Annotated in this window: 23 protein-coding genes; 8 read left to right on the top strand and 15 right to left on the bottom strand. The window is 66.8% G+C overall.

Annotated features, from left to right (window positions below; genetic code table 11):
* The first annotated feature begins 82 nt into the window (after positions 1-82).
* From ACTG4X_RS01310 to minE, 4 genes are all read left to right on the top strand, one after another.
* Positions 83-1,366, top strand: a complete 1,284-nt coding sequence (locus ACTG4X_RS01310; RefSeq protein WP_093057086.1) for a solute carrier family 23 protein — start codon at positions 83-85, stop codon at positions 1,364-1,366.
* Positions 1,367-1,494: 128 nt separating this feature from the next.
* Entirely contained in the window at positions 1,495-2,268 is a 774-nt protein-coding gene (minC, locus tag ACTG4X_RS01305; RefSeq protein WP_440533113.1) for a septum site-determining protein MinC, read from the top strand.
* Between the two features lie 72 nt (positions 2,269-2,340).
* The gene (minD, locus tag ACTG4X_RS01300; protein WP_093057168.1) at positions 2,341-3,156 is read left to right on the top strand and encodes a septum site-determining protein MinD; all 816 of its coding nucleotides are present in this window, start codon (positions 2,341-2,343) and stop codon (positions 3,154-3,156) included.
* Between the two features lie 3 nt (positions 3,157-3,159).
* On the top strand, positions 3,160-3,438 hold the full coding sequence (minE, locus tag ACTG4X_RS01295; protein ID WP_093057088.1) for a cell division topological specificity factor MinE: 279 nt from the start codon (positions 3,160-3,162) through the stop codon (positions 3,436-3,438).
* Here minE and ACTG4X_RS01290 read toward each other — a convergent pair.
* Entirely contained in the window at positions 3,395-5,056 is a 1,662-nt protein-coding gene (locus tag ACTG4X_RS01290; protein WP_440533112.1) for a rhodanese-like domain-containing protein, read from the bottom strand. The two genes, minE and ACTG4X_RS01290, sit on opposite strands and share 44 nt — an antisense overlap.
* A 211-nt stretch (positions 5,057-5,267) precedes the next feature.
* On the opposite strand from ACTG4X_RS01290, the gene ACTG4X_RS01285 reads away from it, so the two are divergent.
* Positions 5,268-6,203 (top strand): fatty acid desaturase, encoded by a 936-nt coding sequence (locus ACTG4X_RS01285; RefSeq protein WP_093174720.1) that lies wholly within the window; start codon positions 5,268-5,270, stop codon positions 6,201-6,203.
* A gap of 10 nt (positions 6,204-6,213) precedes the next feature.
* Here ACTG4X_RS01285 and ACTG4X_RS01280 read toward each other — a convergent pair whose 3' ends face one another.
* Positions 6,214-7,131, bottom strand: a complete 918-nt coding sequence (locus tag ACTG4X_RS01280; RefSeq protein WP_093174718.1) for an alpha/beta fold hydrolase — start codon at positions 7,129-7,131, stop codon at positions 6,214-6,216.
* A gap of 218 nt (positions 7,132-7,349) precedes the next feature.
* Positions 7,350-7,952: a TetR/AcrR family transcriptional regulator gene (locus ACTG4X_RS01275; RefSeq protein WP_093076513.1), complete on the bottom strand. Its 603-nt coding sequence runs from the start codon at positions 7,950-7,952 to the stop codon at positions 7,350-7,352.
* A gap of 169 nt (positions 7,953-8,121) precedes the next feature.
* On the opposite strand from ACTG4X_RS01275, the gene ACTG4X_RS01270 reads away from it, so the two are divergent.
* Complete coding sequence (locus tag ACTG4X_RS01270) at positions 8,122-9,066, top strand: CysB family HTH-type transcriptional regulator (protein WP_440533111.1); 945 nt, start codon at positions 8,122-8,124, stop codon at positions 9,064-9,066.
* A 127-nt stretch (positions 9,067-9,193) separates the two neighbouring features.
* Positions 9,194-9,457 (top strand): hypothetical protein, encoded by a 264-nt coding sequence (locus ACTG4X_RS01265; protein WP_093057093.1) that lies wholly within the window; start codon positions 9,194-9,196, stop codon positions 9,455-9,457.
* A gap of 78 nt (positions 9,458-9,535) precedes the next feature.
* Here ACTG4X_RS01265 and ACTG4X_RS01260 read toward each other — a convergent pair whose 3' ends face one another.
* The 8 genes from ACTG4X_RS01260 to ACTG4X_RS01225 all read right to left on the bottom strand — a co-directional run bounded on the left by ACTG4X_RS01260 (position 9,536) and on the right by ACTG4X_RS01225 (position 17,037).
* Positions 9,536-9,973 carry an RcnB family protein gene (locus ACTG4X_RS01260; protein WP_093076666.1) on the bottom strand — a complete coding sequence of 146 codons (438 nt, stop codon included), beginning with the start codon at positions 9,971-9,973 and terminating at the stop codon, positions 9,536-9,538.
* A 133-nt stretch (positions 9,974-10,106) separates the two neighbouring features.
* Positions 10,107-10,697, bottom strand: coding sequence for a dihydrofolate reductase family protein (locus tag ACTG4X_RS01255; protein WP_440533110.1), 591 nt, complete (start codon positions 10,695-10,697; stop codon positions 10,107-10,109).
* Positions 10,698-10,848: 151 nt separating this feature from the next.
* Positions 10,849-11,751 carry a VOC family protein gene (locus ACTG4X_RS01250; protein ID WP_440533109.1) on the bottom strand — a complete coding sequence of 301 codons (903 nt, stop codon included), beginning with the start codon at positions 11,749-11,751 and terminating at the stop codon, positions 10,849-10,851.
* 25 nt (positions 11,752-11,776) lie between these two features.
* On the bottom strand, positions 11,777-12,622 hold the full coding sequence (locus tag ACTG4X_RS01245) for an ABC transporter ATP-binding protein (RefSeq protein WP_256329367.1): 846 nt from the start codon (positions 12,620-12,622) through the stop codon (positions 11,777-11,779).
* Positions 12,619-13,455 carry an ABC transporter ATP-binding protein gene (locus ACTG4X_RS01240; RefSeq protein ID WP_440533108.1) on the bottom strand — a complete coding sequence of 279 codons (837 nt, stop codon included), beginning with the start codon at positions 13,453-13,455 and terminating at the stop codon, positions 12,619-12,621. Before ACTG4X_RS01240 ends, ACTG4X_RS01245 begins: the two co-directional genes overlap by 4 nt.
* The gene (locus ACTG4X_RS01235) at positions 13,439-14,008 is read right to left on the bottom strand and encodes an OsmC family protein (protein WP_440533107.1); all 570 of its coding nucleotides are present in this window, start codon (positions 14,006-14,008) and stop codon (positions 13,439-13,441) included. Before ACTG4X_RS01235 ends, ACTG4X_RS01240 begins: the two co-directional genes overlap by 17 nt.
* 14 nt (positions 14,009-14,022) lie before the next feature.
* Complete coding sequence (locus ACTG4X_RS01230; protein ID WP_093076504.1) at positions 14,023-15,852, bottom strand: ABC transporter permease; 1,830 nt, start codon at positions 15,850-15,852, stop codon at positions 14,023-14,025.
* A gap of 3 nt (positions 15,853-15,855) precedes the next feature.
* Complete coding sequence (locus ACTG4X_RS01225; protein WP_440533106.1) at positions 15,856-17,037, bottom strand: ABC transporter substrate-binding protein; 1,182 nt, start codon at positions 17,035-17,037, stop codon at positions 15,856-15,858.
* 156 nt (positions 17,038-17,193) lie between these two features.
* Between ACTG4X_RS01225 and ACTG4X_RS01220 the strand changes: the two genes are divergently transcribed.
* Positions 17,194-17,832, top strand: a complete 639-nt coding sequence (locus tag ACTG4X_RS01220; protein WP_440533105.1) for a GDSL-type esterase/lipase family protein — start codon at positions 17,194-17,196, stop codon at positions 17,830-17,832.
* Here ACTG4X_RS01220 and ACTG4X_RS01215 read toward each other — a convergent pair whose 3' ends face one another.
* The 4 genes from ACTG4X_RS01215 to ACTG4X_RS01200 all read right to left on the bottom strand — a co-directional run bounded on the left by ACTG4X_RS01215 (position 17,833) and on the right by ACTG4X_RS01200 (position 19,934).
* Positions 17,833-18,348 carry a class IV adenylate cyclase gene (locus tag ACTG4X_RS01215; RefSeq protein WP_440533104.1) on the bottom strand — a complete coding sequence of 172 codons (516 nt, stop codon included), beginning with the start codon at positions 18,346-18,348 and terminating at the stop codon, positions 17,833-17,835.
* A gap of 106 nt (positions 18,349-18,454) precedes the next feature.
* On the bottom strand, positions 18,455-18,817 hold the full coding sequence (locus tag ACTG4X_RS01210; protein WP_440533103.1) for a hypothetical protein: 363 nt from the start codon (positions 18,815-18,817) through the stop codon (positions 18,455-18,457).
* Positions 18,814-19,419, bottom strand: a complete 606-nt coding sequence (locus ACTG4X_RS01205) for a cob(I)yrinic acid a,c-diamide adenosyltransferase (protein ID WP_307614838.1) — start codon at positions 19,417-19,419, stop codon at positions 18,814-18,816. Before ACTG4X_RS01205 ends, ACTG4X_RS01210 begins: the two co-directional genes overlap by 4 nt.
* 14 nt (positions 19,420-19,433) lie before the next feature.
* Positions 19,434-19,934 (bottom strand): DinB family protein, encoded by a 501-nt coding sequence (locus tag ACTG4X_RS01200; protein WP_440533102.1) that lies wholly within the window; start codon positions 19,932-19,934, stop codon positions 19,434-19,436.
* Positions 19,935-19,955 lie beyond the last annotated feature (21 nt).

Genomic DNA, 19,955 nt, shown 5'->3' with positions numbered 1-19,955 from the left:
CTTCTTCTCTTGCGGTGTGTTCAGCGCGGGGTTCATCGACCACAATCACGCCCCACCAACAACCAACAAGAGGAGACAAGAAATGTTCAACTGGACTGAACGGCCCGCGTCCTCGCTGGCCAACGGCGCGGTCATCGCGCCTGACGAGCGGCTGCCTTGGCTGCAGACCGGCGCCATGGGTGTGCAACACGTCATCGCGATGTTCGGCGCCACGGTGCTGGCGCCGATCCTGATGGGGTTCAGCCCCAACATCGCGATCCTGATGAGCGGCATCGGCACGCTGATCTTCTATTTCGTCACCGGCGGCAAGGTGCCCAGCTACCTGGGCTCGAGCTTCGCCTTCATCGGCGTGGTGATCGCGGCCAGCGGCTATGCGGGCAAGGGGCCAAACGCCAACATCGCGGTGGCTCTGGGGGGCATCGTGGCCTGCGGGGTGGTGTACATCCTGATCGGGGCCATCGTGCAGGCCGTCGGCACGGGGTGGATCGAGCGCTTCATGCCGCCGGTGGTCACGGGCGCGGTGGTGGCGGTGATCGGCCTCAACCTGGCGAGCGTGCCGATCAAGAACATGGCGGCCAGCAACTTCGACTCGTGGATGCAGGCCGTGACCTTCCTCTGCGTGGGCCTGGTGGCGGTGTTCGCGCGCGGCATGCTGCAGCGCCTGCTGATCCTGGTGGGGCTGATCCTGGCCACTGTGGTCTATGCGGTGCTGACCAACGTCATGGGCATGGGCAAGCCGGTCGATCTGAGCGGCATTGCCAACGCGGCGTGGTTCGGCCTGCCGACCTTCACGACGCCGGTGTTCACGGCCAACGCGATGCTGCTGATCGCGCCCGTGGCGATCATCCTTGTGGCCGAAAACCTCGGCCACCTGAAGGCGGTGACGGCCATGACGGGCCGCAACCTCGACCCGTACATGGGCCGCGCCTTCATCGGCGACGGCATTGCCACGGTGGTGAGCGGCGCCGCAGGCGGCACGGGCGTGACCACTTACGCCGAGAACATCGGCGTGATGGCGGCCACGCGCATCTACTCGACGGCGGTGTTCGTGGTGGCGGCCGTCATCGCGCTGGTGCTGGGCTTCAGCCCCAAGTTCGGCGCGCTGATCCAGGCGATTCCGCTGCCGGTGATGGGCGGGGTGAGCATCGTGGTGTTCGGTCTGATCGCCATTGCCGGCGCCAAGATCTGGGTCGACAACAAGGTCGACTTCTCGCAGAACAAGAACCTGATCGTGGCGGCCATCACGCTGATCATCGGCACGGGCGACTTCACGCTGAAATTCGGCGACTTCGCTCTCGGCGGCATCGGTACCGCGACCTTCGGCGCGATCATTCTTTATGCCCTGCTGGGCCGTTCGAAGAACTGAAGAGAAGCCCCCGGAAAAGTGCAACCTCATGAAAGAAGTGTTCTCCGAGGGGCCTGAAGCGGGGGCGGTTCACCGGGGTTTGGCCCGCGCCCGTTAGACTCCAACGCTTTTCGCACCGACGTTTTCCAATGGCCGATGTCTCCGCCGCGCGCACCAAGGCGGTTTTCGAATTCAAGAGCGCCACGCTGCCGCTGATCGCAGTGATCCTCAAGACGTCCGACCTGGACGTGCTGGCCGAGGCACTCGACGCCCAGCTGGCCGATTCGCCCGACTTCTTCGAGCAGGAGCCGGTGGTGATCGACCTCTCGCTGCTGCAGGAAGCACACGGCGAGGGTGGCGAAGCCGCCGGCGACATCGACTTTGCGGCCCTGCGCAGCCTGCTGGCGCGCCACCAGACCCAGCCCATCGCGGTGCGCGGCGGCAATACCGAACAGAACGCCGCGGCCCGGGCTGCCGGCCTTTCGGTGGCGGCCATGCCCGCAGCCCCCGCACCTCGCGCCCCGGCGCCGCCGGCCGAGGCCCCCGCCTCGGAAGCCCCGCAGATCGTGCGCGAGGTGCCGGTGCCGGCCAACGGCACGCTCTTGATCGACAAGCCGCTGCGCTCGGGCCAGCAGGTGTACGCCCGGGGCGGCGACGTGGTGGTGACGGCGGTGGTGAGCTTCGGCGCCGAGGTCATCGCAGACGGCAACGTGCATGTGTACGCACCGCTGCGCGGCAAGGCCATTGCCGGCGCGCGGGGCAACACCGAGGCGCGGATCTTCTCGACCTGCATGGAAGCGCAGCTGGTGGCCATTGCGGGCATCTACCGGACCAACGAGGTGCCGCTGCCCGACACGGTGCTGGGCAAGTCGGCCCAGGTGCGGCTGGACGGCAAGAAAATTGCGATCGACGCTATTCCATGACCCGGATCACCGGCTCACGGAACGCGGCGACCCTGACAAGCAACAACTGAATCGAAACAAGAAGGAATGGCCATGGCCAAAATTGTGGTGGTGACTTCGGGCAAGGGCGGCGTCGGCAAGACGACGACGAGCGCCAGCTTCGCGTCGGGCCTCGCGCTCGCGGGCAAGAAGACGGCGGTGATCGACTTCGACGTGGGCCTGCGCAACCTCGACCTGATCATGGGCTGCGAACGCCGCGTGGTGTACGACCTGATCAACGTCATCCAGGGCGAAGCCAACCTGAGCCAGGCACTCATCAAGGACAAGCAGTGCGACAACCTGTTCGTGCTGGCCGCATCGCAGACGCGCGACAAGGAAGCGCTCACGCAGGAAGGCGTGGAGAAGGTGCTGACCGACCTCGCCGCGATGGACTTCGAATACATCGTCTGCGACTCGCCCGCGGGCATCGAGACCGGCGCCATGATGGCCATGCACTTCGCCGACGAGGCGCTGGTGGTGACCAACCCCGAGGTTTCTTCGGTGCGCGACTCGGACCGCATCCTGGGCATGCTCAGCAGCAAGACCAAGCGCGCCAAGGACGGCAGCGAGCCCATCAAGGAGCACCTGCTCATCACCCGCTACAACCCGAACCGGGTGGCGGGCGGGCAGATGCTGTCGCTCGAAGACATCCAGGACATCCTGCGCATCAAGCTGATCGGCGTGATCCCCGAGTCGGAAAGCGTGCTGCACGCTTCCAACCAGGGCGTGCCCGCGATCCACGACAAGGAAACCGACGTGGCGCAGGCCTACAGCGACGTGGTGGCGCGCTTTCTCGGCGAAGACAAGCCGATGCGCTTCGTCGACGCCGAGAAGCCGGGCTTCTTCAAGCGGATTTTCGGAGGCAAGTAGTCCATGTCCTTTCTCTCGTTCCTGCTGGGCGAAAAGAAGAAGACTGCCAGCGTCGCGAAGGAGCGGCTGCAGATCATCCTCGCCCACGAGCGGTCCAGCCTCAGCGGCAAGAAGCGGCCCGACTATCTGCCCGAACTCCAGCGCGAGCTGGTGGCGGTGATTTCCAAGTACGTGTCCATCAACGCGGAAGACATCAAGGTGCACCTGGAGACCCAGGACAACCTCGAAGTGCTCGACATCAAGATCGAGCTGCCCGACCCGACTCCTGCGCCGGCGCGCTGAGCGGAAAGAAGCGAAAGCGCACGGACGGGTCCTGCAGGACCCGTTCTGCCAATGCGCGTTCCCACGCGAGGTAGTCGGCCCAGGCCGCATCGCGGCGCGGACCGAACACGCGCATCACCGAGCCCCAGTCGTCGTCGAAGGGGGTCAGCAGCTGGGCCGCCACGAAAGCGGTCGCGAGCGGCCTGCCGGAAGCCTTCCAGCCCTGTGTTCCGCCCTGGAGCCAGGTGAACACCGCCCCCGAACCTGGCCAGCGCTGGTGCGCATCGCGCGCCACGCGGGCGGCGGCCGTGCCGTCGGGCGAAGTGAAGACCAGCGTGCGACCAGCCACGGCGTGCGAAGCCAGTGGCGCCAGCGAGGCCGGCAGCATGTAGAGCGCGCCCGGCAGGTGGCCGCGCTCGTAGTCGAGGCTGGGGCCGACGTCGATCACCGTGACGGCGCCGTTCCTGCGCAACTGGGCCAGCGCGTCGGGGGCGAGAGGCGAAGGGGCATCGTTCACCGTCGCTGCGGTGGCAGGCGGTGCCTGGTCCGGTGCCAGCTCGCCTTCATAGACGTAGATCTCGGCCTGGTTGAGTTGCGTGAGCCAGAAGCTGGTGATGGCGGCGCGCAGCCGATGCGCCGGATCGTCGAGCAGCACGATGCGCGCGCCACGCGTGCCGACGAGGTTCTCGAAATGCATCAGCAGCTGGCCACCCGGTACCTGCTGCACGCCTGTGCCCACGAAGGCCGGGTCGGCGGCAGGCCGCACGTCGAAGACGTAGAGGGTGCGGTCGTTGTCGTCGCGCCAGTGGGCGAGCTGTGCGGCGTCGGCCACGGGCAGGGCGAAGCGTTCGAGCAGGTCGTCGGCGATGCGGCGCAGCACTTCGGGGGATTCGGGCGGCAGTTCGTCGCTGGGGGCTGCGTTCTGCACGGTCGGTGCGCCCTGCAGGCCCCAGGCCATGACACCGTCCTCGACGAACACTGCATCGGGCGCGCGGCCCAGCAGCCGCAGCGTGGTCGCACCGACGATGCCGCGGGTGCGACTGAAGCAGTTGATGGCCCAGAGATGGTCATCAGCCCCGTGCGGCTCGAAGCGGCGCAGCGCCAGCTCGGTGCCTGCGTGATTGCGCGCGCCGGGCAGCGAGAGAAATTCGAACTCGGCGCGCGGCCGCGCATCGACCAGCGTGGTCGGCCGGCCTTCGCGCTGGCGTGCGCGCAGCGCTTCGATGGGCAGTGCCGGCGTGCCGTAGTGCAGCCGTGCGCGGTCGCCGAAGGCCTTGACCAGCGTGCCGTAGCCGTCGATGGCGGGCAGGCCTTCGGTCACCCAGCGCTGCAGGCCGCCGTCGAGCGTGCGCACGTCGGTGTAGCCCAGGCGCGCGAGTACGGCCACGGCGGCTTGTGCAACGCCGTCGGGCGCGTTGTAGTCGTCGTAGAGCACGACGGGCGTGGAGCGGCGCGGCACCAGCGTGCCGACCTGCAGTTCGAGCCCGCTGAAGGGTGCATTGCGCGCGAGGTTGGGGTGGCGCTGGACGAACCACCGGGTTTCGCGCACGTCGAGCAGCGCCAGCTCGGCTGCGGGCTCTTGCAGCAGCAGAGCCTGCAGGTCTGCGGGGGTGACGGTTTTTGCCCTGGTCGGATTCATGTGTACTTGCTTTCGGGGTGCGTGCGAATGACACCGGGTACTCCCCTCCGCGAATGTCCCCCATCGGCGTGATCGCACCCTGAACAACGGCAAGAACACCAAGCGTAGACCGCATAGCGCCAATGCGGGAAAGAAGTTTCACGCCGATGCTTATGCGAAATGCGCGCATGCAGACAGGTTCTTCATGCCTAGCATCGCAGTCCTTCGCACCATGACAACGACTGCCGACCCGTCCATCGCCCTGGCACGCACACGCCGGCACTGGTGGTGGCACTACGAAGTGCCCACGCTGCTGCTGGCCACCGTGCTCTATGCCGCATGGGCCGCGCTGCTGTGGTGGCACACGGCGCTGCCGGGCTGGGCGCTGTTCCTTGCCGGCGGCTTTCTCGCGCAACTGCACTTCTCTTTGCAGCACGAGAGCATTCATGCGATGCGCCACCTGCCGAAGTGGCTGCGCCACGCGGTGGTGTGGCCGCCGCTGAACCTGTGGCTGCCGTATCCGTTCTACAACCGCGGCCACAGCTCGCACCACGTCAACTTCCACCTCACGCACCCGGAGCGCGACAACGAGAGTGCCTACCACTCCGCGCCTGCGTGGGCGGGCTACGGCCTGGTGTGGCGATGGATCTACATGGCCAACCAGACGATCGCGTTCCGCGTGGTGCTGGGGCCGTTCCTGCGGCTGTGGAAGCTGGTGCGCTTCGAAACCGCCCAGGTGCTGTCGGGCAATTTCTCGCGCCTGCCGACGTGGCTCTGGCATGCGCTGAGCGTGGCGCCGGTGCTGTATTACGTGACCGTCGTCTGCGGCATGGGCTTCGGCGAGTACCTGCTGTACTTCGTGTACCCGGGGATGATGCTGGGGTCGCTGCGTACCTTCACCGAGCATCGCTGGGCCGATACGCCGCACGAGCGCGTGGCCATCGTCGAATCGAATCTCGTGTTCGGGCTGCTGTACCTCTTCAACAACCTGCACCACGTGCACCACCGCGCGCCCACCATGCCCTGGTACGAGATACCGGTGTATTTCCGCAAGCATCGCGCGGCTGTGCTCGCGGCGAACGGCAACTTCTACTACCGGGGGTATGGGGAGATCGTGCGGCGGCACCTGTTCAGGCCGGTGTTCACGCCCGTCCACCCTACTTGGTAGCGCGCCGCGTTCAGTCAGCCGCCACGAAACGCGTGACCTGCGCCAGTACCTCGGCCTCCTTGAGGATGCGGCGATGCCCCCAGCCCTGCGTAGCCACGAGCCGGGCGCCCGCTATCGCGTCGCGATACGCCTCGGCGTCGGCAAAGCGGTTCACGCGATCGTCGCGGTCATGCACGATCAACGTGGGCTGCGCGATGCGCGGGCCCACGGCGGCCGGCTCCAGCTGCGGCATCAGCACGCCTTCGCGCGATTCGAACAGCCGCTGCATCGACAGGCGCGTGGCTTCGTTGAGACCGAAGGTGTGCGCGAAGTAGCGCGTGTATTCGCGCGGCGAGGCAGGCGGCGCGAGCAGCACGAGGCGCTCTGCCGGCAGGCCACGCGCCGCAGCGAGCGCAAGCCCGTTGGCGCCAAGCGAGTGCGCGACTGCGGCACGCAACGCGTGGCCATCTGCCACGAGCCGGGCCGTGACGTAGGCAATGGCGCGCGCGAACTGCGGCGAGTTGCTCATCGTGCCCGCGCTGCGGCCATGCGCCGGCAGCTCGAGCAACACGGGCCGCAGGCCCGCAGCCGCCACGGCCTGCGCGAGCGGCAGCATCTGCCCCGCGTGCCCGCCCCAGCCATGCACCAGCAGCACCACCGGCGCCGACTCGGCACCCGAGTCCTGCGCAGCCAGGTGGTAGATGCCGACGCTCGCGTCTTCGAAGGCCCAGCCCTCGCGCCGCCATTCCGCGCCGGGGCCCTGGCCGCGGTAGAGCCACTTGGGCGGCAGCGGCGTGCCGAACAGGCGGTAGGCGGCGCGCACGCCCAGCGCGGGCCAGAGGCGCTGCGACGTGGTCAGGCCGAAGCGCAGCGCGCGCATCGTGCGGCTGGGCTTGTAGTAGTTCGACTGCGCGGCATGGCCGGCAGTCGGGGTGGAAGTGCTCGTCATGGCGTGGCGTTCCTTCAGGGCGTTCAGTACCAGACCCAGTCCTGGTTGCTTCGGGGCAGGCTGCGCAAGGTGTCGCGAAGGCCCTTGGCACCAACGACGAGCGCGTAGGCGGCAAGAAAGAGGGCAATGATCAGCATGGTGCTTCTCCTGTTTATCGCACGACTGTGCGAAATTATGGCAAATGGAAACGTGAGAGATCCGCCTGCTTCGTGAACAGGTCAGGCGAGGTAGCTGGAAAGAAGCCGCTGCCAGGTCTGCATGGCGCGGTCGGCGGCCTGCGGATCGCGCAGGAAGCGCGCGTCGTGCAGCTGGGTCATGGTCAGGCCGTTGATTTCGCTCACGAGCTGTGCGGGGTCGGTGTCGGCCTTGAGCTCGCCGGTCTCGATGGCTTGCAGCACGGTGCGGCGCAGCGCAGCGCGCCAGCGGGTGATCTCGCCCAGCAGCATGTCGCGCAGCTCGCCTTCGCGGTCGTCGAACTCGAAGGCGCCGGCTGTGTAGAGGCAACCGGTGTGCATTTCGACGTCACGCGTGCGGGCGATCCAGCGCGCGACGATCTCGTTGAGCCGGGGCAGGCCCTTGGGCTTTTGCATGGCGGGCACGAACACCTCGGCCAGGAAGCCGCGGCCGTACTCTTCGATGACAGCCTTCTGCAGCGCCTCGCGCGAACCCACGCGCGAGAACACGCCGCTCTTGGACAGGCCCAGCCGGCTGGCCACGGCCTGCAGCGTGATCGCTTCAAGGCCTTCGGCCAGCGCAAGGTTCATCGCCGCGCCGACGATGGCGGCACGGGTGAGTTCGCTTTTCTGGGTCTTGGCGTCCATGCGGCGAACTTTAGCACAGTCGTGCGAAATCTCAAGAGGCCACTCCTGAAGCGCCTTAAAGATGTTTTACTCATGTGAAACCAACAAACGCATCGTTCCCCGAATAAGCACTTCTGCCGAGAATCGCCGGTCGGTCCCAACCGGGGCCCTGATGACTCTTCCGCGCCAGATGAACTTTCAACAACTGCGCTCGGTACGCGAGGCCGTTCGTTGCGGCTTCAACCTGACCGAAGTCGCCCACACCCTTCACACCTCCCAGCCCGGCGTGAGCCGGCAGATCCGCGAGCTTGAGGAGGAACTCGGCATCGAGCTCTTCGTGCGCGCCGGCAAGCGGCTCACGGGGCTCACCGAGCCCGGCGGGCACGTGCTGCCGATCATCGAGCGCATGCTGATGGAGAGCAGCAACCTGCGCCATGCGGGCCAGGAATTCGTCGCGCAGCAGAGCGGCCTGCTCTCGGTGGCCGCCACGCACTCGCAGGCGCGCTATGCGATGCCGGTGGCGGTGCAGGAGTTTCGCGCGCAGTTTCCGAACGTGAAGCTGCACCTGCACCAGGGCTCTCCCAAGCAGATCGCGCAGATGCTGCTCGACAGCGAGGCCGACGTGGGCATCGCCACAGAGGCTCTGGGCGACTATCCGCAGCTCGTCGCCCTGCCCTGCTATCGCTGGACACATTCGGTGATCGTGCCGCCGGAGCATCCATTGCTCGACGCCCCGCTGACGCTCGAAGCGCTCACGCGCTATCCGCTGATCACCTACGACACGGGCTTCACGGGCCGCTCGCGCATCGACGAAGCCTTCGAGCAGCGCGGGCTGCAACCCAACATCGTGCTGGCCGCGATGGACGCCGACGTGATCAAGACCTACGTGCAGTTGGGCCTGGGCATTGGCATCGTCGCCGGCGTGGCCTACGAAGCCGAGCGCGATACGCAGCTGCGCGCGCTCGATGCGGGGCGGCTGTTCGGCATCAACCTCACCAAGCTCGCGGTGCGGCGTGGCACTTACCTGCGCAAGTACGTCTATGCCTTCATCGAGTCGTTCGCGCCGACGCTGACGCGCGCGGTCGTCGAGAAGGCCCTGGGCGACGAGGCCAGGGCCTCTCACTACGAAATCTAGAGCCTGTCCAGAGGCTGCGGCGTGGTGTGTACTGCGGACGACAGAATGGTTAAAAAAGAAGAATGCAGCTTCACACAAGGGGCGTACATTCGGGTTAATTCCCTGGCTTCCTGGAAACGGATCAGCAATGGCATCGACCCCGCAGCAGCAGCAACAGCAAACAAGGGCCGCCCTCAAGGCGGCCAATGCAGCCGAGCGGCGTGAGAGATTGAGACGAGCCTTGCCCGCAACGGTAGAGCTGCTGCAAAGCCGCCAGGCAGACCGCATCGACGACGCCGACATCGACGCGTATGTGAGCCTCAACTGGCTCGAGTGGCATGGTGGCGGCCTGCGGTTGACCATCACCGGGCGCAATGTGTGCGCCCAATCGGCGCCCACCGCGCTGGTCTGAAGACCGGCTCCGGCGTTCCATCAAAAGAAAAACCGCCACAGTTGCCTGTGGCGGTTTTTGTGCTGTCTGGCCGGCTGTTTACTGGCCAGCGATGATGTTTGCGATCACACCGGTGGCGATTGCCGCGAGCACGAAGTCTCCGCCCACGCCAACCCATTGATAGCCACGGGGCGGCTGCTGCAGGCGGTAGGCACGCCAGTCTTGCACCACGTAGTTGCGGCCACGGTACTCGGGCGGCACGCGGCCACCACGGCGCCATTCGGCATGCGGCTGCGGGAAGCCACGGCGATCGAACTGGCGGCCGTCGCGGAAGTCCTGGTTGCCGCGGTAGTAACCGCCTTGCGGACCACCCCGACGGTCGAAATTGCGGTCGCGCTGTTCATAGCGTCCGTCGCCTGGACGGCCATCGCCCGGGCGGCCATCGCCATGACGGTCTTGCGCAAAGGCGCTCCCTGCGGCCATGCACATCGCGAGCGCTGCTGCGGCGACTGCCATGCTCTTTGAATTGCTGATCATCTGGAACTCCTTCATGCGTTGATGACGAGTCCATTGTGGGCCGCACTTGTGTCCGCTTCGGGCACTTCAGGTCGCGGTCAGGTGAAATCAGGTAAGCGCTGGTATCCGCGCGGCGCCTTGTCCTTCAAGCCGCTCAACCCGGCGTGTAGCAGTTGACCACCATGCCGCATTCGTACGCCGTCGAACGCAGCAGCCGCAGCTTGTGGCCCTTGCGCTGGTCGTGGAACACCGAACGCCCCGCGCCCACCGCCATGGGGTTCACGAAGAACTGGAACTCGTCGACCAGCCCTGCCGCAACCAGCGCGGATGCGAAGCCGACACCGCCGATGGTGATGATGTCCTTGCCCGATTGACGCTTCAGCGCATTCACCTCCTCGGCCATGTCGCCGCGCGCGATGACGGTACGCTCCCAACGCGAGGCCGCGAGCTTGTCGGTGAGCACCACCTTGCGTGCATCGACGATCTTCTGCGCAAAAGCGTAGTGCGGGTTCACAGGAAAGTTCTTCGCCGCGCGACCCCAGTGGTCGAGGTAGCCCTCTTCCGCGATCAGCCGGCTCAGCAGGATGGTGTCGATGCCTTCGAAGACGGCGTTGAAGTCTTGCTTCAGTCTGTCGTCCCAGCCCCAGCGCTCGCCCCAGCCCCACAGTTGCCAGTCGAGGTTGCCATTGGCCGGCGAGACATAGCCGTCGACCGACATCTGCATCTGGAGGATGAGCTTTCTCATACCGGTTCTCCTTCATGAGGACTGAAACAACCGCTTGTTGAATGCAAGCAGTGCCAGTATGCAGAAGAAGATGCAGGCCGAACTGCGCAAGGCACATCTCGGCGGGCACTAACGTCGATACAAGATGCTCAAGGGTGCGGCAACGGCCAGCTCATCCGCCGACCAGGCTGTTGACCTGGTCGCTGCGCGAGCTGCTGCCGTGCTTCACGTGACGGTCCAGCGGTGGCAGGTCGAGTTCGATCAGTGCACCATGCGCGCGTGCAAGGTCGAAGGTGCCGGTCGATTGCGGCCTGTCGGTATGCAGCACCAGCGCATACGGGCCCTCGCCGCGCGCCGCAATGCGTTGCGCGAGGATGCCGCTGCCCTCCTCCGCATCCGGCACATTGTTGTTCTCGCGCGGCGATGAAAGCACGAGCACGCTGCCTCCCAACGCGATGATCGCCACCCGCACGTTGCTGCCGGGCACCGCCACGGGCTCGCCGATGTGCGTGTCGGCATCGTCAGGCACGGTGCCGAGCAAGGCGCGGTAGCGCGCCAGCGTGGCGTCGAGATCGCGCACCGCAATGGCCAGGCTCGCCACACCGAGCGCGCCGTTGGCATGCACGCGCACATCGCCTTCGGGCACGCGCAATGCGCGCGGCGTGAGGTCGCCGCACAGGAAGGGCAAGTCGGCCGAAGGCGCGCGCGCCGTCTGCCAGCGCAGGCGCTCGCCATCGGGGCGCACGCGGCCGCCGTCGAGCGGGCCATCGAGTGCGAGCCCCCGCGCCTTCGCGTCGGCCACGGTGGCGGCGGTGTCGCGCGGCAGCAGCGCGAAATCGACGATGCCTTCGCCGTGGCGTTGCAGCAGCTGCCACCAGCGTTCGGTGGGCGACGGTTCGCGCCATGCGATCAGCTCGAAGTAGCTGCCGTCGCCGAACACCACCAGCGCGTTGTGCGTGGCACGGCCCGGATGGTCGCCGCCGCGCAGCACATGGAAGCCCAGCGCGCCGTAGTCGGCGATGGTGCGTTCGAGGTCGTGCACCGCGATGACGATGTGGTCGAGTTTCAATGGCATGTGTTTTCTCCCGTGGATGGCCGGATCAGGAAGCAGTGCGCGCCGCGCCATCACCGCCAAGGTAGGCATCGCGGATGCGCGCATCGGCCAGCAGCTCGCGCGCCGGGCCCGAGAGCACGATGCGCCCCGTCTGCAGCACATAGCCGTGATGCGCAATCTGCAGCGCAAGGCTCGCGTTCTGCTCGACCATGAACACCGACACGCCCTGGCTGTTGATACGCGCGATGAGCTCCAGCACCTTGTCGACGTACAGCGGCGACAGGCCCATGGTCGGCTCGTCCATGCAGATGAGCTGCGGGCGGCCCATGAGCGCGCGCGCCATCGCCACCATCTGCTGCTCGCCACCCGAGAGCGTGCCGGCCTGGAACTCGATGCGCTCGGCCACGCGCGGAAACAGCTCCAGCATGCGTTCGAGGTCTTCGGCCACGGCCTTGCGGTCGCTGCGCGCGTAGGCGCCCATCAGCAGGTTCTCGCGCACGGTCATTGCGGGAAACAGGCGGCGCGCTTCGGGCACCGAGCCTATGCCGCGGCGGATGATCTGCGGCGTGCTCAGGCCGAGCGTCGACTCGCCGTTGAAATTGACTTCGCCCGAGCGCGGCTTGAGCAGGCCGAGCACGATCTTCATTGTTGTCGACTTGCCGCTGGCGTTGCCGCCGAGCAGGCTGACGATCTGGCCCTTGCGCACTTCGATGTCGAGGTCGAAGTGGGCCTGGACGGGGCCGTAGAAGCTGTTGATCTTCCTGAGCTGGAGCAGGGGCTGCAGCGACCCGCTGGAAGCAGGTGCAGCGGCGCGTTCGGGCAGCCCCTCGTCCCTGCCCTCTCCCCAGAGGGGCGAAGGAGAAAGACCGGTGCGCGCGACGGTGGCGATCATGCGGGCACCGCCTCTCCGACATGGCGATGGCCCAGGTACGCCTCGATCACCGCCGGGTCGTTGCGCACTTCGTCGGGCAGGCCTTCGGCGATCTTGCGGCCGTCGTCGAGCACGGCCACGCGGTCGGACAGCTGCATCACCAGGTCGAGCTTGTGCTCGATCAGCAGGATGGTCTGGCCGCGCGCCTTCAGGCCGCGGATGATCTCCAGCATCTCCGCCGTCTCGCTCTCGTTCATGCCGGCAGTGGGCTCGTCGAGCAGCAGCAGGCGCGGCTTGAGCGCCAGCGCCCGTGCGATCTCCACGCGGCGGCGGTTGGCGTACGAGAGGCTGTACGCGGGGTGATTGATGCGCGGTGCGAGGCGTTCGCCGAAGAGCGCGATGATTTCTCGAGCCTCCTCACGCAGCGCCTGTTCTTCGCGGCGCACGGCACCGGGCTGCACCAGCGCGAGCGCGAGTTCGGCCAACGCACCCAACCCTGGCACACCACCGATGCGAGGTTTCACGGCGCGCAGCCGCGCGTGTGCGCCGACCAGCACGTTGTCGAGCACCGAGAGGTTCGCGAACACACGCCCATGCTGGAAGGTGCGCGCCAGCCCGCGCTGCGCGAGCTGCTCTGCCGGCAGTCCGGTGATGTCCTGTCCGTCGAACAGCACCTGCCCCGCGTCAGGCTTGTCGAGGCCGGTGACGAGGTTGAACAGCGTAGTCTTGCCCGCGCCGTTCGGCCCGATCACGCTCAGCAGTTCGCCCTCGCCCACGTGCAGGTCGACGGCATCGACGGCCGTGAGCCCGCCGAAGCGGCGCACGAGGCCGCGTATCTCAAGCAGCGATGGCATCGGCTTCCTTCTTCGCCGCTTGCGCCTTCGAGTTGACCAGCTTCACCTCGGCGCGAATGGTCTGCGGATTGCGCAGCAGGTTGAGGATCGGGCAGTTGCGCTCCACCGCCTCGAACAGCGCGTCGATATCTTCGCGGCTTGCGGGCGAATCGATGTGCACCGTGTAGCCGATCTCGTGCGGCCAGATCGGCGTCTTCTCGTGGCCCGGCTTGCCGCCTCGCGGATCGATGATGCCGGTCACTTCCACTTCGAGGCTTTCGAGCGGCACCTGCCGTTCGGCCGCCTGGATCAGGAAGATGTGCGTGACGCAGGTGCCGAGCACGCCCAGCTGCAACTCAGGTGAGCTGGGGCCGAGGTTGTAGCCCGCGAAGTCCGGCGGGCTGTCGCTGATGATCTGGTGCTCGCGGATGCGCAGGCGGCGCACGCCGCTGCGGCCTTCTGCCTTCACGCTGGCCTTCAGTTGCACGGGCTGTGCGGTGCCCGCTTCGACGGCGGCATTGCGTGCCAGCACGGCGGCGCGCTTCTCGGCGAGGTAGTCGTTGAGGTTGCTCATGGGGATGTGTTCTTTCAGACAGTGCCCAGCAGGCCTTGCGGGCGGAAGCGGATCAAGAGAAGCAGCGCGACGCCGTAGATCAGCATGCGGTACTCGGCCGTCACGCGGAACAGCTCTGGCAGGCTCACGAGCGCGACCGCGCCGAGCAGAGCGCCGCTGATGTTCCCGAGCCCGCCGAGGATCACCATCGTCAGCGCGAGGATCGAGATCTGCGAGCCGAAGGTCTCGTGATTGATGTACGAGTACATGTGCGCGGTGAAGGCACCGCTCACGCCGGCCGCGAAACCGCCGAAGCCGAAGGCCAGCGCCTTGTAGCGATCAGGGCTCACGCCGTAGGCGCGCGCGGCCACTTCGTCTTCGCGCACCGCGCGGAAGGTGCGGCCCAGGTGCGAGCGCAGCAGGCGCCATTGCAGCAACGCCAGCAGCACCATCGCGCCGAAAGACGCCCAGTAGACGGCCTCGTTCGACGATGCATCGCGCCCGAACAGCGAGAGCGGCGGAATGCCTGAGACGCCGATGGGCCCGTGCGTGAGGCTTTCCCAGTTGAGGATGGTGAGCGCCACGATCTCGCCGATGCCGAGCGTGGCAATCGATACATAGTGGCCGCGCAGCCTGAAGGCCGGGAAGATAAGCGCGGTGCCGATCAGCGAAGTGAGGATGCCCGCGAGCACGATGCCCGTGCCGACCGGCAGGTGCAGGTCGAGCACCAGCAGCGACGATGCATACGCGCCGATGGCCAGCAGCCCCGCATGGCCCAGCGAGATCTGCCCGATGGTGCCGGCAACGAGCGTGAGGCTCAACGCGAGCGCCCCGTAGAGCCACGCATTGGTGAGCGTCTGCAGCAGGTACGGCGATGGATCGAAGAGCGGCAACGCCACCGCTGCTACAAACAACGCAAGGAGCAGACGCCGCGGCACATGCCACGGCTTGCTCGGTGCGATGAAGGTGCCCGTCAGCGGCTCCGGCGGCAACGCGCGCTTGCGTCCGAACAACCCGTTGGGCTTCCACACCAGGATGACCAGCAGCAGCGCGAAGGCAAAGAGATTTCGATACGGCGTGCCGAGGATCGCCACGCCATAGCTTTCGATCAGCCCCAGCAGCAGGCTGCCGACGATGGCGCCCGGCACGTTGCCCACGCCGCCGACCACGGTGGCCACCACGCCCTTGAGCGTGGCCTGGAAGCTCATCGCCGGGCTGATGTTGTTGTAGTACATGCCCACCAGCAGGCCCGAGAGACCGCCCAGCGCGGCGGCGATGGCGAACACGGTCTGGTTCACGCGGTCGACGTCCACGCCCATCTGCTGGGCCGCGTCGCGGTCTTGTGCGGTGGCGCGCACGGCCCAGCCGAGTTTCGTGAAACGCAGGAAGACGAACAGCACGGCCGCGCTCGCGATGCCGATGCCCGCGATCAGGATGTCGAGCGCGCCGATGGTGCCGGTGCCGATCTGCAGGCGCCAGTCGGGCAGCTGCGTGGGCAGCGAGCGCGGGTCGGGGCTGAACACCAGCTGCACGACGATGTCGAGCACGAAACTGATGCCGATGGTCGCCAGCAGCGGCGCGATGCGTGCCGCACCCTGCAGCGGGCGAAGGCCCACGCGCTCGATCAGCATGCCGAGCGCGCCCGAGCCGAGCACCACCAGCAGGATGGTCACCGGCAGCGGCGTGTGCAGGAAGGTGATCGACGCCCAGCCGATGTACGCGCCCACCGTGTACACCGAGCCGTGCGCGAAGTTGATGAGGTGCGAGACGCCGAAGATCAATGCGAGGCCGACCGCCAGCAACGCATAGATGTTGCCGATGATCAGGCCGTTGACGGTGTAGTCGAAGAAGGAGGTGAAGCTCATCGACTACCTGGCCACTGCCACGGCCGCCTTCTCGTCGACCTGCGCCCACTTGCCGTCCTTCACGACGAGGTTGACGCTCTTCACGCCGATCACGCGGCGCGTCTGCGGGTCGAAGCTCGCCTTGCCGAAGATCACGCTGGGCACGTCCTTGATCTTGTAGAACGCGTCGCGCACGGCCTTGCGGTCAGCCTTCGGGCCCGCCTGGCGTAGCGCTGCGGCGGCGTACACGACTGCGTCGTAGGCATAGGCGTTGAAGGCGTCTGGCTCCTTGCCGTACTTCGCGCGGAAGCTCTTCACGAAGTCCTGCACCTCGGCGCGCGGCTCCTCTGGATAGAAGGCGGTGTTGGTGTAGATGCCGTTCACTGCCGCGCCACCGAGCTCGATGAACTTCGGCGAATACACCGAGCCTACGGCGGCGATCGGCTGCTTGAGGCCCACGCTGCGCACCTGGCCCGCGATGAGCGCGCCGTCGGGATAGTAGGAGATGAGCACCAGCCCGTCGGGGTTGGCGTCGCGCACGCGCACCAGCGTCGAGCGGAAGTCTTTCTCGTCGGCCTGGTAGCCCTCGGCAATCGCGAGCTGCGCGCCGCGCTCCTGCGCGGCCTTCACGAGCACGTCCTTGCTGGTGCGGCCCCAGTCGGTGTTGAGGTACAGCACGGCGATGCGCTTGAAGCCCAGCGTCTTCACCGCGAGTTCGGCGAGCAGCGGCTGCGCGTCGGCCTGGCTGATCGAAGGGCTCCAGATGTAGTCGCCGCCCTTGGTGAAGTCGGGATGCGAGTTGGTGAAGCCCAGCTGCACCAGGCCCGCGCGCTGATAGATGGGCGAGGCCGCCATCGAGGCCGGGCTGGAGAAGTCGCCGAGCTCGATGAGCACGCGCTTGTCGTTCACCAGCTTCTGCGCAATGGCCACCGACTGGCGCGGATCGCTCTGGCTGTCCTCGAAGTTGTAGGCCAGCGGCCGGCCGTGGATGCCGCCCTGCGCGTTGATGTGTTCGAGGGCAAGGTCGAAGCCCGCCTTCCACTGCGCACCGTACTGCGCGTTCTGCCCGGTGAGCGGCCCGCTCACGCCGAACCACACGGGCTCGCCGGTGGCGGGCGCGGCCCAGGCCGCGATTGGGGCGGCCAGCAAGGCCATGGAGAGAGCGGCCACATGACGCAGGAAGCGGTGGCGAGTGAGCAGCGGCATGGTGTCAAACCCCGGAGATGAATGAAGGTGCAGGGCAACGATTCTTCGCCTGCGCCCACCGGCCGGGAACGAACAAAAACGGGGAGGCTTATGCGCTTTCCGAGCAAAGGGACAAGCGCCCGTGCGCCCTCAGGCTGCGTTTAAGCTGCGCGCCACATGAAGCGACGACACCTCCTCCACCTGCTGGCCGGCGTGCCTGCCATCACTCTTCTGTCGGCCTGCGGCAAGCGCAAGGCCTCGGCCACCGCGCTGAAATCCGATGCCCACGTGCTGGCCCTGGGCGACAGCCTGACCCATGGCTATGGCGCACCGCCCGACGCAGCCTGGCCCGTGAAACTGGGCGAGCTCACGGGCTGGCAGGTCGAGAACGCGGGCGTCAACGGCGACACCTCTGAAGGCGCGCTGCAGCGTTTGCCGGGCCTGCTGAGTGCCCAGAGCTACGACGCGATCCTGATCGGCATCGGCGGCAACGACATGCTGCGCGGCGTGTCGGCCACGGCCACGCGCGACAACCTCGTCGAGCTGATCACCCAGGCGCGTGCGCACACGCCCTATGTCGCAGTGCTGGCCACGCCGGCGCCCGACGCCATGCGCGCGGCCGTCGGCTCGCTCAGTGATGCGCCGTTCTATGAAGAAGTGGCGAAGTCGCAGCAGGCGCTGCTGGTCGCCAATGTGTATTCGAGCGTCCTGTCGGATTCGTCGCTGCGCTCCGACCGCATCCATGCCAATGCACGGGGCTATGAAAAGGTCGCGCAGCTTCTGGCGGATCAGCTCAAGGCTGCTGGCTGGCGCTGATCAACCGTTGATCAGGTCGACGTAGGCGCCCTGCACCAACTGGTCGATGCTGATGCCGAGCTGCGACATGAGTGCGCGTGCTTCGGCTGTGCCGGCTTCGGCGGGCTCGCCTTCTTCCAGCACCACTTCGAGTTCGAGGAATTCTCCGGGGCCTTCGACACGGTCGAGATGCACACGCGTGCGGCCCACGATGAATAACCGGCGCTGCTTGCGAACCCGGCCGGCCTGTCCCCATGCGAGCGTGAGCGATTCGCGCAGCACGTCGGGCGTGCTGCAGGGCGTGATCAGGTAGAACGACTCCTTCGGTCCGGTGCTGTTCGCGCGGCGGTAGAAGATCAGCTCGGCACGGTCGGGCGCGAAGGTGCGCAGCTTGAGGCGGTCGGCGCTGTCGTTGCAGCGGAAGAAGGTGTCGTCCTGCGCGATCTCGATGGGGCCCTGGTCGGCCAGCGTTAGGGCGATGCTTGCGACGCGGTCTACGCTGTCGATACGGGCCTTGATCTCGATGTTTCTTGCCATTTGTGCCTTGGAGGTTTTGTTCGGGGTGCGTGCGAATGACACCGGGTACTCCCCTCCGCGAATGTCCCCCGTCGGCGTGATCGCGCCCCGAACTGCCCCGCGAGGATCAAGGCGCGTTGCCCTGCGGACCGACAGGCGGCGGCGCAGCGCGACCGCTGGAACCGGGTGACAACTTGCGGCCAAAGGCCTCGCCCACGTTGCGCACCGGTCGGCTGGCCTTCTCCGACACGTTGTTCACGCCACGTCGCGTGGCAGCGTCTGCGCGGTTGACTCCGCGGCCCGCGGCGTTGGTGCCGCGTTGCACGCTGCCCACGACCTTGCCGTTGCGGGAGGGCGACTTGATGGTGTGGGCGCGTTGCACCTGGGGCGGGTTGTCCGCGCTCTGGGCCTGTGCACCGGCTGGCAGCCACAGCGCGGCAGCCATCGTCACGGCGAGCGAGGTGCGAAGGGTGTTGATCGGGAATTTCATGGGGCCTCCTTGGTGTTGGTGTCGTCTGCTTCGGCTTCTGCAGCGGCTGCGCGTGCCATGCGCTCGCTCTTCCAGTAGACGTCGTCGCCGCCGTTCATTCGGTTGAGCACGCGTGCAAGCACGAAGAGCAAGTCGCTGAGCCGGTTGAGGTACTGGCGCAAAGCGTCGTTGAGTTCAGCGGTGGCGCCGAGCGCAACCACCGCACGCTCCGCGCGCCGCGCCACCGTGCGGCACACATGCGCGAGCGATGCCGCGCGTGTGCCGGCGGGCAAGATGAATTCGGCCAGGCGCGGCAGCGCAGCGTTGTGCTCGGCCAGCGCGTTGTCCAGCTGCAGCAGCGCATCGGCCTTCAGCAACGTGAAACCCGGCATCGACAGCTCACCGCCGAGGTTGAAGAGCTGGTGCTGCACGTCGACCAGCAGCTCGCGCACGGGCTCTGGCATGGGCTCGCACAGCAGCACGCCGATCTGCGAGTTGAGTTCGTCCACGTCGCCCATCGCGTGCACGCGCAAGTGGTCTTTCGGCACGCGCGTGTTGTCGCCGAGGCCGGTGGTGCCGTCGTCGCCGGTGCGGGTGGCGATCTGGGAGAGTCGGTTGCCCATGGAGGCTCCTGTTCTTACTGATCGACGGTCGATGCGTCGATCTTGCCCGCCAGCCATTGCAGGCCTGCAAGATGCTGCTGGTCGTGGCTGCAGAGGTAGTGGATGAGGCTGCGCATCGTGAGCGGGCCGTAGCCTTCGAACACCGCGGTGCGCGCGAGCTGCGCGTCGCTCAGGCTGGAGATGATTTCCATCGTCTGCACGCGTGCCAGGCGGAATTCGGCCAGCACCTTCGCCGCATCGGCGGTGCCGTAGTTGCGCTCGATGGCCAGCGGTTCGCTGTCGATGGAGGCGAGCGTCGGGTGCGCCTCCTGCAGCGTGCGGCGAAAGCGCACGTGGTAGCCCTCGATCTCGATGTCGCGCACATGGCAGAGCTGCTCGATGGCGGTGAAGGCCTCGCTGGGCACGCCCTCCCACGAGGGCGGCGCCCAATGCCTGTAGGCGGTGGGAATGGCCGCGTAGTGGGCCTCCAGTTGCGACGGGAAGGCCGCGAGAGCGCTGAGGGTCGTGGGGTTCATGTTTTTTCCGAAGCGCATTAT

Origin of the sequence: Variovorax sp. YR566 (assembly GCF_051992195.1) — a bacterium.
Lineage (GTDB): Bacteria > Pseudomonadota > Gammaproteobacteria > Burkholderiales > Burkholderiaceae_C > Variovorax.
The sequence above is the reverse complement of the archived record's forward strand: the minus strand, read 5'-3'. Positions and strand labels throughout refer to the sequence as shown.

Bases quoted from the DNA above. Each gene is read 5' to 3' on its own strand.
- ACTG4X_RS01310 (WP_093057086.1), top strand. From the start codon at position 83: ATGTTCAACTGGACTGAACGGCCCGCGTCCTCGCTGGCCAACGGCGCG.
- minC (WP_440533113.1), top strand. From the start codon at position 1,495: ATGGCCGATGTCTCCGCCGCGCGCACCAAGGCGGTTTTCGAATTCAAG.
- minD (WP_093057168.1), top strand. From the start codon at position 2,341: ATGGCCAAAATTGTGGTGGTGACTTCGGGCAAGGGCGGCGTCGGCAAG.
- minE (WP_093057088.1), top strand. From the start codon at position 3,160: ATGTCCTTTCTCTCGTTCCTGCTGGGCGAAAAGAAGAAGACTGCCAGC.
- ACTG4X_RS01290 (WP_440533112.1), bottom strand. From the start codon at position 5,056: ATGAATCCGACCAGGGCAAAAACCGTCACCCCCGCAGACCTGCAGGCT.
- ACTG4X_RS01285 (WP_093174720.1), top strand. From the start codon at position 5,268: ATGACAACGACTGCCGACCCGTCCATCGCCCTGGCACGCACACGCCGG.
- ACTG4X_RS01280 (WP_093174718.1), bottom strand. From the start codon at position 7,131: ATGACGAGCACTTCCACCCCGACTGCCGGCCATGCCGCGCAGTCGAAC.
- ACTG4X_RS01275 (WP_093076513.1), bottom strand. From the start codon at position 7,952: ATGGACGCCAAGACCCAGAAAAGCGAACTCACCCGTGCCGCCATCGTC.
- ACTG4X_RS01270 (WP_440533111.1), top strand. From the start codon at position 8,122: ATGAACTTTCAACAACTGCGCTCGGTACGCGAGGCCGTTCGTTGCGGC.
- ACTG4X_RS01265 (WP_093057093.1), top strand. From the start codon at position 9,194: ATGGCATCGACCCCGCAGCAGCAGCAACAGCAAACAAGGGCCGCCCTC.
- ACTG4X_RS01260 (WP_093076666.1), bottom strand. From the start codon at position 9,973: ATGATCAGCAATTCAAAGAGCATGGCAGTCGCCGCAGCAGCGCTCGCG.
- ACTG4X_RS01255 (WP_440533110.1), bottom strand. From the start codon at position 10,697: ATGAGAAAGCTCATCCTCCAGATGCAGATGTCGGTCGACGGCTATGTC.
- ACTG4X_RS01250 (WP_440533109.1), bottom strand. From the start codon at position 11,751: ATGCCATTGAAACTCGACCACATCGTCATCGCGGTGCACGACCTCGAA.
- ACTG4X_RS01245 (WP_256329367.1), bottom strand. From the start codon at position 12,622: ATGATCGCCACCGTCGCGCGCACCGGTCTTTCTCCTTCGCCCCTCTGG.
- ACTG4X_RS01240 (WP_440533108.1), bottom strand. From the start codon at position 13,455: ATGCCATCGCTGCTTGAGATACGCGGCCTCGTGCGCCGCTTCGGCGGG.
- ACTG4X_RS01235 (WP_440533107.1), bottom strand. From the start codon at position 14,008: ATGAGCAACCTCAACGACTACCTCGCCGAGAAGCGCGCCGCCGTGCTG.
- ACTG4X_RS01230 (WP_093076504.1), bottom strand. From the start codon at position 15,852: ATGAGCTTCACCTCCTTCTTCGACTACACCGTCAACGGCCTGATCATC.
- ACTG4X_RS01225 (WP_440533106.1), bottom strand. From the start codon at position 17,037: ATGCCGCTGCTCACTCGCCACCGCTTCCTGCGTCATGTGGCCGCTCTC.
- ACTG4X_RS01220 (WP_440533105.1), top strand. From the start codon at position 17,194: ATGAAGCGACGACACCTCCTCCACCTGCTGGCCGGCGTGCCTGCCATC.
- ACTG4X_RS01215 (WP_440533104.1), bottom strand. From the start codon at position 18,348: ATGGCAAGAAACATCGAGATCAAGGCCCGTATCGACAGCGTAGACCGC.
- ACTG4X_RS01210 (WP_440533103.1), bottom strand. From the start codon at position 18,817: ATGAAATTCCCGATCAACACCCTTCGCACCTCGCTCGCCGTGACGATG.
- ACTG4X_RS01205 (WP_307614838.1), bottom strand. From the start codon at position 19,419: ATGGGCAACCGACTCTCCCAGATCGCCACCCGCACCGGCGACGACGGC.
- ACTG4X_RS01200 (WP_440533102.1), bottom strand. From the start codon at position 19,934: ATGAACCCCACGACCCTCAGCGCTCTCGCGGCCTTCCCGTCGCAACTG.